We start from the raw sequence: 7904 nt of genomic DNA, 5'->3' as shown, positions 1-7904 counted from the left end.
CCTCTCCCGGTCCTTCGGACCACCCTCTCCCACGAGTGGGAGAGGGGAACAGCCCGTGATGTCGCGCTGAATCAGTAACTGATCACATCGCTCGCCAGCGCCGGCGTGTTCTTCGGCAAGCGGATCGCCTTGGTCGCCTGCTCGAAGTCGTAGCCGTAGCCGATCAGCCTCGGTTCGCTCCCTGGGCTCCCCCTCTCCCGGTCCTTCGGACCACCCTCTCCCACGAGTGGGAGAGGGGAACAGCCCGTGATGTCGCGCTGAATCAGTAACTGATCACATCGCTCGCCAGCGCCGGCGTGTTCTTCGGCAAGCGGATCGCCTTGGTCGCCTGCTCGAAGTCGTAGCCGTAGCCGATCAGCCTCGGTTCGCTCCAGGCCGGGCCGAAGAAGCTGATCGTCACGGGCAGGCCTTCCTTGGTCATGCCGGCCGGCACGATCAGATCGGGATAGCCGGTCTGGTTCGCGATGTTGGTCGGCGACAGGCCGGCCGCGCGCGCGGTGGCTTCGTCGGGAACGATCGGCGTCGCCGGCTTCGGTGAAGTCGGATAGACGATCGCATCGAGCTTGTACTTGGCGAACACCGCGTCGACGCCGGCCTTGGTCGCGGCGAGCGCCTGGTTCTTCGTCGCCAGATAGAGCGGATCGTCGAGCGTGAGCGCAACCGAATTGGTGTAGTTGAGCGCGACCGCTTTCTCGGGGCTGCGGTACTTCGTCTTCGGATCGTTGACGCGGGCGACGACCTCGTCGAGCGTCTTCGGATAGCCGGGCTTGGTGGTCTTGAGATACTCGGCGAGATCGTGCTTGAACTCGGCGCTGACCACGGTGTTGTAGATGCCCTGGCGGTTCTGCAGCACGAAGTCCGGATACTTCACGTCGAACACGGTCGCGCCGAGCTTCTTGAGCGTGACGACGGATTGTTCGACGACCTGATCGGTGCCGGCGTCCTGGCCCATGAAATCACGCGCGATGCCGATGCGCGCACCCTTGAGCGAGCCCTTCTTGAGATACGGCGTGTAGTCGGTCTTGAACTGGCCCGCGCTCGGCGCAGTGGCCGCATCGGCCGCATCGACGCCGGTCATCGCACCAAGCGAAAGTGCGATGTCGGTGACGCTGCGCGCCATCGGTCCGCCGGTGTCGAACGACAGCCCGAGCGGAATGATGCCGTCGCGGCTCATGAGGCCGCGCGTGGGCTTGAGCCCGACGATGCCGTTGGCCGAAGAAGGACCACGCACGGAGCCGCCGGTGTCGGTGCCGAGGCCGAACTGCGCGAAGCCCGCCGCGATCGCGGCGCCGGTGCCGCCCGAAGACCCCGAAGGTCCGCGCGTGAGATCGTGCGGATTGCGCGTCTGTCCGCCGGCCGAGCTGAAGCCGTTCGGCACGCGGCCTTTCTTGGCGATCTCTTCGGGCGCACCGGAAACCGAGCCGCCGCTGCCGGCCCATTCGGACAGGTTCACCTTGGCGACGATCACCGCGCCTGCTTCGCGCAGTTTTTTGACGACGAAGGCATCGTCCGGCGGCACATGGCCTTCGAGCAACTGCGAGCCGCCCGTGGTCTGCAGGTCGAAGGTATCGAAGTTGTCCTTGAGCACGATCGGCACGCCATGCAGCGGGCCGCGCACTTTGCCGGCCTTGCGTTCCGCGTCGAGCCTGGCGGCCTCGTCCATCGCCTTGGGGTTCAGCAGGATCACCGCGTTGATGACCGGCCCCTGCTTGTCGTAGGCCTTGATGCGTTCGAGATAGGCGGCGACGAGCTTCTGCGAGGTCAGGCCGTTCTTGAACGCGGCGTCGATGTCGGGGATGGAGGCCTTGTCGATGTCGAGCGTGTAGGCCTGCGCGCTCGCAGCGGTCAGCGAGAGCGCGGCGGCGAACAAGCCGGAAGCGGCGAGGCGTGAAAAGCGGGAGGCGTTCAGTGAAGGCACGGCGGATCTCGTCGTTGGATGATGCTGATCAAGACGCGCGCCGATCGCCGCGCCCCTACGTGCGGCTCGTCCTCCGCGCCGCTGGCGAAAGCAGGCGCAGGCTCAGTCCGGCGACAGCGAGGCGGTCTGGCTCTGCTGGGCCGCGAGTTCGGCCGACAGGCTCTGCATCCAGTCGCCGGCCTGGCGCCTGGTCTCGTCGTACTTCTGCGCCTGCTGCAGATCGCCGATCGCCGAACGCAGATCGTTCATGCGGTAATCCGCCAGCGCGATGCGAAACCAGACATCGCCCGGCTTCTTGAGCCCGCCTTTCTGCAGCGCGAGCTGCAGCATCTCCTTGGACTCCTGCCAGCGCTCCTGTTCGCCATACATGGCGCCGAGCTTGAAGTAATACTCGCCCTTGTCGGCCACGGCGGCGACCTTTTTCAACGCCAGCTCGGCCTTCTCGGACTCGCGTGCGTTGATCCAGGCGTTGGCGATGGATTCGAGCGTCTTTTCATCCTCCTGCACCTTGCCTTCCGCCAGCGCTCTCTCGAGCAGCTGGCCACCCTTCATCGGAACGTCGATCACCATGTAGATGTTGTACAGGTTCATGATGTCGGCGGGTCGCTCCAGAAAGCCCTGGCGCTCGGCCAATGCCATCACCGCGAGCGACTGATCCTTGTCGTCCATTTCGAGCAGCACGCCCGACAGCTGCTTCCAGTATTCGGGCTTTTCGGGCTGCATGGCGATCAGATCGAGCAGCGTTTCGGCCGCGGCCTGATACTGCTTGAGTTCGTACTGCACGCCGAGCTTGAACTGTATCCAGTTCTCGCGCGGCTTCTTGCTCTGCGCGAGCGCGGTTTCGACTTCGGGCAGGGCCTGGTCGTAGAGCTTGCGCTCGGTCAGCGCGCTGGCGAGGAACATGTGGGCCTCGGGCGTCGGCACCGTGCAGCTTTCGGCCATGTACTTCTTGAGCGCGGCGATGCCCTTGTCGTGCTCGCCACCGGCCACGTAGAGCTGCCCGAGATTGAACTGCAGCTGGTCGCTCTGGTTCTTCGGCAGCACGTCGAACGCGAGCGCGTTCTCGAACGCATGCGCGGCGTCGAGGAACTGCTGCTTGTCGCTGTAGGCGACGCCGAGGTTGTACTGCACGCTGGCCTTGTCGAAGGCCTGGCCGCGCGTCTCGAAGGGCTTGAGCTTTTCGATCGCCTCGTCGGACTTCTTCTGCGCCACGAGCTCGCTCGCGCGGCGGATGGCGTCGGAGGTGGCTTCGCCGAGCGTTCCGGAGGCCTGCCGCGGCGCGACACACTCCGCGCGGTTGGCGATCTGCGGCGCGTTCGCGGCGCTCTCGGCGGCCTTGGCCGCCTGCGCCGCCTTGGCGACCCGGGCTGCGGCCTGGCGCGCCTTCAGCGCTTCGATCTTCGCCGCCTCCGAGCCCGCGGGCGGCGCCTTGCGGGCTTCTTCCGCCGCGGTCGCCTGCATCGCGAACATCGAGGCGGCGAGTGCGGCGACGCGGCACAGCTGCCACTTCGAACGATGGTTGCCGTGGGAGATCATCGGCTGCTCCGTGCGCATTTGATGGCGCTCACTTGTTGATGGTGAATTCGATCTTCTGCACGCCGCGCTGCTCGACGGCCTTGCCATCGACGGTCTTGGGCTTGAATCGCCACTTGAGCACCGCCGTGACCGCGGAAGCGTCGAACAGGCCCTTGGGCTTGGCATCGACGACCTTGGCCGAACGCACCGAACCATCGGGCGCAACGAGCAGGTCGAGCTTCACGTAGCCCTCGATGCGATTGCGCCGCGCATCCTGCGGATACGCCGGGTTCACGCGCTGCAGCGGAACCAGCTCGCTGTCGAAGCCGCCGCTCGCCACGCCGCCGCCACCACCGCCGCCCGCGGAGAGATCGAGGCTGCCGGGCACCGAGATCGCCGGGCCGTCGCTCGAGGCTTCGGTGGCGACCGTCATCTTCGATGTCGGTGGCGGCGCCTTCGGCGGCGGCGGCGGCGGCGGCTTGCGGCGTTCGTTCGGCGTGACCTGCGAATCGCGCTTGAGGCGTACGAAGTCGATCGTCGGCAAGGTTTCGGGCTTCTTCGCGCCGTGGCCCGAAACGGTGATCAGCGCGTGCATGCCGATGAACATGCCGAGCGAAAGGGCGAGCGAGGCCGTGAGCGCCGGCACCCAGCCGCGCGGGCGGCGCACGTCCTTCGAACGCAGCATTTCGGCGAAGGTCATCGGCCGGGTCGGAATCAGCAGCTGTTCGCTGTTGAGTTGCAGGGGCATGGGAGAACTCGTCGGTTGAAGTCGTCGGGACAGTCGTCGGATGACGTGGGCGTTGTCTGCGGTCGCGGCGATCAGCCCGGAGGCGGCGCGGCGGCGATCGACACTTCGGCGACGCCGCCGAGCTTGACCTGGTCCATCACCTTGGTCAGCACGCCGGTCTTGGATTCGCGGTCGGCGATGATCACCACGGTGTCTTCGGGGCGCTCGATGTGCAGGCGTTCGATCGCGCTGCGCACGTCGCGCACGTCGATCTTCTGCTTGTCCATCCAGACGTCGCCGTTGGGACGCACGGCGATCAGGATGTTGCCGCTCTCCTTGCTCTCGGCGGTCAGCGCCTCGGGGCGCGTCACCGTGACGCCGGATTCCTTCACGAAGGAGGTGGTGATGATGAAGAAGATCAGCAGGTTGAGGACGAAGTCGAGCATCGGCGCGAGGTCGATGCCGGTGTCTTCGCTTTCCTCGATGCTGTGTCGATGCGAACGCATGTCGGTTTCCTTAGAGGTCAGGTCGAGCTTTCGCCCGGTGCGATCGAAACCGCCATCACGCCGCCCTGGCGAACCTGGTCGATCACCGAAACCAGGATGCCGGTCGGCGCGCCGCTCTCGGCGACCACCACCACCGCGTCTTCAGGGCGCTGCGCATGCAGGCGCTCGATGGCGGCGCGCACGCTGCGCTCGTCGGTGAGCTTCTTGTCGACGACGATGTCGCCGGCGTCGTTGATGACGATGACGATGCTGCTCGACTCCTTCTTCTCGGTGTTCGACGAAGCATTGGGCCGGCTCACGGTGATGCCGACTTCCTTCATGAACACCGCGGTGATGATGAAGAAGATCAAGAGGTTCAGGACGAAGTCGAGCATCGGCGCGAGATCGATGCCGGTCTCCTCGACGTTGGCTTCCGACATGCGGCGGTTGCGCAGGCGCATAAAAGGCTTTCCGTAGTGTCAGCTGCGATGGGGCGGAGGTCAGAACAGGAACTTGTCGGCGAGACGCTCGGTCTCGTGGCGGATGCGGCGCCGGAAGTAGTACACCGGGTAGAGGCCCGAGATACTCACCGCGAGACCGGTCAGCGTGCAGATCATCGCTTCGGACACGCCGTTGGCCATCGAGCGCGCATCGGCCGAACCGCGTGCGGCCATCGCGTCGAACACCGCGAGCATGCCCGACACCGTGCCGAGCAGGCCGAGCAGCGGGCTCATCGGAACCAGCACGCGCAGCAGCTGGATGTTCGCGTTCATGCCGGAGTTGAGCGTCGAGATCATCGCCTTGCGGATCTGGTGCGCGCTCCAGCTGTGACGCTCGGGGCGGGCGTTCCACTCCCGCAGCAGGCGATTCGCCTGCCGCGGGAGCACGCCGGTGAAGAACCAGAAACGCTCGATCACGATCGCCCACATCAGCACGCAGGCACCGAAGATCCACAACACGATCGGTCCACCGAGCGAGCGCATCTCGCTCATGATGTGCAGCGGCATCGCGAGCGCCTCAAGCATGGCGGGTGGCCTCGAGACGGCCGGCCAGCAGACCGGTGCTCTGCTCGTCGAGAATCTGCAGGATCGACTTGGAGATCGACGACAGCCAGGCGTGGGCGAACAGCAGCGGAATCGCGATGCCCAGGCCCAGCACCGTCGCGATCATCGCCTGCGAGATACCGGCCGCCATCAGCTTGGGATCGGACGATCCGGATTCGGTGATCGACTGGAAGGTCACGATCATGCCGACCACGGTGCCGATCAGTCCGAGCAGCGGACCGGCGGCGACCGCGAGCTTGATGAAGGACTGGAAGCGTTCGAGCGCGGGCACTTCCTTGAGCACCGCCTCGGAGATGCGCAGCTCGACGATCTCGGCGTCCTCCTCGAGCTTGGCGTGGTTGCCCTGGAAAGTCGACAGCACGCGGCCGAGCGGGTTGTCGCTGCGCGGCACTTCGATCGAGGCGAGCTGCTTGCGGACCTTGGAGCGCGTGATCAGCAGATGCACGAACTGGTAGAGCGCGAGCAGGGCGCCGATCACGCCAACCGCGATGATCACGTAGCCGACCGCCTCGCCGTGATCGATGCGCTCCTTGAGGTTCGGGCGCTGCGAGTAGATCGACAGCAGCACGCCGCGCGTCGGATCGATGCTGGTCTTGACGTAGCCGGAGCGCGAGCTTTCGAGACGCTCGGCGGCGTCTTCGAACTTCGGCCCGGGTTGGCGCGCCATCGCCGCGAGCTGGCCCTGGCTCGGCAAGTACTGCAGGTACTGGCCGTCCGAGGTCGCCGTGAACGGACCGACGCGCGTCACCGTGGCATCGACCGAGTCGCCATTGGGCTTGACGATCTTGGTCTTGAACTTCACCACCTTGCCGCTCTCGGTCATCTCGCGCTGCAGCTCGAACCAGAAGCGCTCGAGCACCTGCGTCGACGGCAGCTCCTTGGTTTGCGCGAGGTTGACGATGAAGTCCGAGCGACCCGGAAACTGCGCGCTGATGATCGACGAGTTCACCACCGACGAGAAGTCGTTGGCGACCTGGCGCACGACGCCGAACAGCTCGCCGAGATTGCCCGAGCGCGATTCGAGCGCAGCGCTCGCATCGGCGATCGCCTTCTCGTTGCCGTCGAAGCTCGCGGTCAGGCCCGCGCCACGCTTCTGCTCGTTGGCGAGGCGGGCCTTGGCTTCGGCGAGCAGCGTCGCCTGGTTGTCGAGTTCACGCTTGAAGCGGGCCTCGCGCTCGGCGTTGGCGGCCGCTTCGGCGGAGCGCGCCGATTCGGTTTCGGCGAGCAGCTCGTCAAGGTTCTTCGGGTCGGCGGCCGTGGCGTAGCCACTCGCGCTCGCGAAGCTCAGTGCGAGAACGGCGCAGGCGAACAGCTGGCCCAGCGCGGATGGTTTCTTCGGGCTTTTAATTGAGGGGTTCATTACTTGGCCTCCAGCGGAGACGAAACGGCTACGGTGACGAAATCAGGTGCGGCCTGCTTCTTGGCGACCTTGATGGCGGCTTTGATTTCTTCGCGGAACGAGTTGTCGGAGACGAACTTCTTGGCATTGGCATCCCAATAGCCGGTCTCCATGCCGTCGAGCGTCTGGTACAGCAGCGAGACGCGACCGGCGCGCAGGAAGTCGACGGTCTTGTCTCCGACCTTGCCCGCGTACGACTCGAGCGTGCGGCCGTACTCCATCTCGATCTGATAGGCCTCGACGATGCGGCGGTATTTTTCGGACAGCGAAACGTCGGCGCGGGCCATCATGTCCTTGAGTGCCTTGATGCGCTTGGCACGCTCTTCGGGCAGGAACGGAACGTCGAGCGAGACGAACTTCTCGAGCGTGGCCACCATGCGCGTGAGCATCGGCAGAACCTGATGCGCGGTGGTGTCGATCTCGCCGAGCTGCAGGTTGATCGCATCGAGCTCCTGCTGCTGCGAGCCGACCTGCACCGCGAGCTGATCGTTGTAGGCCTTGAGCGTGTCGTATTCGGCGAGCGCCTGCCGATACTCGGCGAGCATGCTGCCGGTCTGGTCGTCCATCTTGGCGACGTTCGACTGCGAGCTGCGTGCGGCCTGCACGGTCTTGGTCTGCTCACCGATGACGGCCGTGACCTGCGCCTTCTCGGCGGCCAGGACGGTCAGCGGGACGAGGGTGGGAATCGCCAGAGCGGCCGAGGCGGCCACGATCAGGCGAAGACGGAATCTGCGTGGGTCGGACATGAATCTTTCGCTCCTGAAGTGAAATCTCTCAACCATTCGATGCCGCCTCA

Annotated in this window: 8 protein-coding genes; all 8 read right to left on the bottom strand. The window is 65.4% G+C overall.

Features of this window, described 5'->3' with window-relative positions; genetic code table 11:
• Positions 1 to 262: 262 nt before the first annotated feature.
• The 8 genes from AC3WUM_RS16455 to AC3WUM_RS16420 all read right to left on the bottom strand — a co-directional run bounded on the left by AC3WUM_RS16455 (position 263) and on the right by AC3WUM_RS16420 (position 7854).
• Complete coding sequence (locus AC3WUM_RS16455; RefSeq protein WP_492411456.1) at positions 263 to 1918, bottom strand: amidase family protein; 1656 nt, start codon at positions 1916 to 1918, stop codon at positions 263 to 265.
• A 102-nt stretch (positions 1919 to 2020) separates the two neighbouring features.
• Positions 2021 to 3454: a tetratricopeptide repeat protein gene (locus tag AC3WUM_RS16450; RefSeq protein ID WP_492411455.1), complete on the bottom strand. Its 1434-nt coding sequence runs from the start codon at positions 3452 to 3454 to the stop codon at positions 2021 to 2023.
• Between the two features lie 28 nt (positions 3455 to 3482).
• Complete coding sequence (locus AC3WUM_RS16445; RefSeq protein ID WP_492411454.1) at positions 3483 to 4181, bottom strand: energy transducer TonB; 699 nt, start codon at positions 4179 to 4181, stop codon at positions 3483 to 3485.
• 71 nt (positions 4182 to 4252) lie between these two features.
• Positions 4253 to 4666: an ExbD/TolR family protein gene (locus AC3WUM_RS16440; protein WP_492411452.1), complete on the bottom strand. Its 414-nt coding sequence runs from the start codon at positions 4664 to 4666 to the stop codon at positions 4253 to 4255.
• A 17-nt stretch (positions 4667 to 4683) separates the two neighbouring features.
• Positions 4684 to 5106, bottom strand: coding sequence for an ExbD/TolR family protein (locus tag AC3WUM_RS16435; RefSeq protein WP_492411450.1), 423 nt, complete (start codon positions 5104 to 5106; stop codon positions 4684 to 4686).
• A gap of 39 nt (positions 5107 to 5145) precedes the next feature.
• Positions 5146 to 5670 carry a MotA/TolQ/ExbB proton channel family protein gene (locus tag AC3WUM_RS16430; protein ID WP_492411449.1) on the bottom strand — a complete coding sequence of 175 codons (525 nt, stop codon included), beginning with the start codon at positions 5668 to 5670 and terminating at the stop codon, positions 5146 to 5148.
• Entirely contained in the window at positions 5663 to 7069 is a 1407-nt protein-coding gene (locus tag AC3WUM_RS16425) for a MotA/TolQ/ExbB proton channel family protein (RefSeq protein WP_492411448.1), read from the bottom strand. Before AC3WUM_RS16425 ends, AC3WUM_RS16430 begins: the two co-directional genes overlap by 8 nt.
• Complete coding sequence (locus tag AC3WUM_RS16420) at positions 7069 to 7854, bottom strand: DUF3450 domain-containing protein (protein WP_492411447.1); 786 nt, start codon at positions 7852 to 7854, stop codon at positions 7069 to 7071. Before AC3WUM_RS16420 ends, AC3WUM_RS16425 begins: the two co-directional genes overlap by 1 nt.
• Between the last annotated feature and the right edge of the window lie 50 nt (positions 7855 to 7904).

The organism is Hydrocarboniphaga sp. FW305-C-57 (assembly GCF_058783045.1).
This window is presented reverse-complemented; position numbering and strand designations above follow the sequence as displayed.

Excerpts from the sequence above, each read along its gene's own strand:
- AC3WUM_RS16425 (WP_492411448.1), bottom strand. The coding sequence starts at position 7,069 with ATGAACCCCTCAATTAAAAGCCCGAAGAAACCATCCGCGCTGGGCCAG.
- AC3WUM_RS16430 (WP_492411449.1), bottom strand. The coding sequence starts at position 5,670 with ATGCTTGAGGCGCTCGCGATGCCGCTGCACATCATGAGCGAGATGCGC.
- AC3WUM_RS16450 (WP_492411455.1), bottom strand. The coding sequence starts at position 3,454 with ATGATCTCCCACGGCAACCATCGTTCGAAGTGGCAGCTGTGCCGCGTC.
- AC3WUM_RS16420 (WP_492411447.1), bottom strand. The coding sequence starts at position 7,854 with ATGTCCGACCCACGCAGATTCCGTCTTCGCCTGATCGTGGCCGCCTCG.
- AC3WUM_RS16440 (WP_492411452.1), bottom strand. The coding sequence starts at position 4,666 with ATGCGTTCGCATCGACACAGCATCGAGGAAAGCGAAGACACCGGCATC.
- AC3WUM_RS16445 (WP_492411454.1), bottom strand. The coding sequence starts at position 4,181 with ATGCCCCTGCAACTCAACAGCGAACAGCTGCTGATTCCGACCCGGCCG.
- AC3WUM_RS16435 (WP_492411450.1), bottom strand. The coding sequence starts at position 5,106 with ATGCGCCTGCGCAACCGCCGCATGTCGGAAGCCAACGTCGAGGAGACC.